The organism is Natrinema soli, from assembly GCF_028618695.1.
In genome coordinates, this window is record NZ_JAQIVI010000459.1 from 1 (window position 1) to 1,006 (window position 1,006).

At 67.1% G+C, this 1,006-nt stretch carries 2 protein-coding genes; both read left to right on the forward strand.

Annotated features, from left to right (window positions below; translation table 11 throughout):
* Positions 1-524 (forward strand): aminotransferase class I/II-fold pyridoxal phosphate-dependent enzyme (locus PGX04_RS24040; RefSeq protein ID WP_273740819.1); only part of this gene is annotated, 524 nt, incomplete at its 5' end.
* Positions 521-1,006, forward strand: a 486-nt coding sequence (locus PGX04_RS24045) for an adenylate kinase family protein (protein ID WP_273740820.1), incomplete at its 3' end; no start/stop codon positions are given. The genes PGX04_RS24040 and PGX04_RS24045, both read left to right, overlap by 4 nt.

Here is a 1,006-nt window from a genome sequence, read left to right on the forward strand (position 1 = left end):
GCGACGGGTTCGACGCCCGCGACGACATCGCCGTCCTACGGACGTTCTCGAAGGCCTACGGGCTGGCCGGCATCCGGCTCGGCTATGCCGTCGTCCCCGGCGAGTGGGGCGACGTCTACGCCCGCGTGAACACCCCCTTCGCGGCGAGCGAACTCGCCTGCCGAGCCGGTCTCGCCGCCGTCGACGACGAGGAACACGTCGAGCGAACCGTCGAGACGGCCCGCGAGTCGCGCGTCTACATGCGAAACACTATCGAAACCCACGTCTGGGAGAGCGAGGGCAACTTCGCGCTCGTCGACGTCGGTGACGCCTCGGCGGTCGCCGCGGAAATGCAGGAACGCGGCGTCATCGTTCGCGACTGCTCGAGTTTCGGTCTCCCGGGCTGTATCCGGATCACCTGCGGCACCGAGGAGGAGACCGAGCGGGCGGTCGCGACGCTCAACGACGTCCTCGCTGATCTCGGCCTCGAGACGGACGCGACGGACGAGGCCGATGATCCGGACGCGGAGGTGGCCGGCCAATGAGGGTCGCCGTCACCGGCACTCCCGGAACCGGGAAGACGACCGCGACCGAGTTGCTCGAGTCCAGGCTGGCCGATCCCGATGACACAGCGGACGACGCGTCGACGCCGGACCTCGAGGTGATCCACCTCAACCGAGTGCTCGAGGACGAGGGACTCTACACCGAGGTCGACGCCGACCGCGAGAGCAAGGTGGCCGATCTCGAGGCGCTGAGCGAGTGGCTCGAGGGTCGCGATGACGTCGTGATCGAATCCCATCTCGCGCATCACTTCGATGCTGATCGAGTCGTCGTACTGCGGTGTCATCCGGAGACGCTCGAGGAACGATTGCTCGAGCGCGGCGAGACCGAGGCGAAGGCGGCGGAAAATTCGGAGAGCGAGGCGCTGGACGTCATTCTTTCCGAAGCCGTCGAGAAACACGGTCTCGAGTCTGTCTACGAAATCGACACGACAGAGCGCGAGCCGGCCGGCGTCGCGGACGACCTC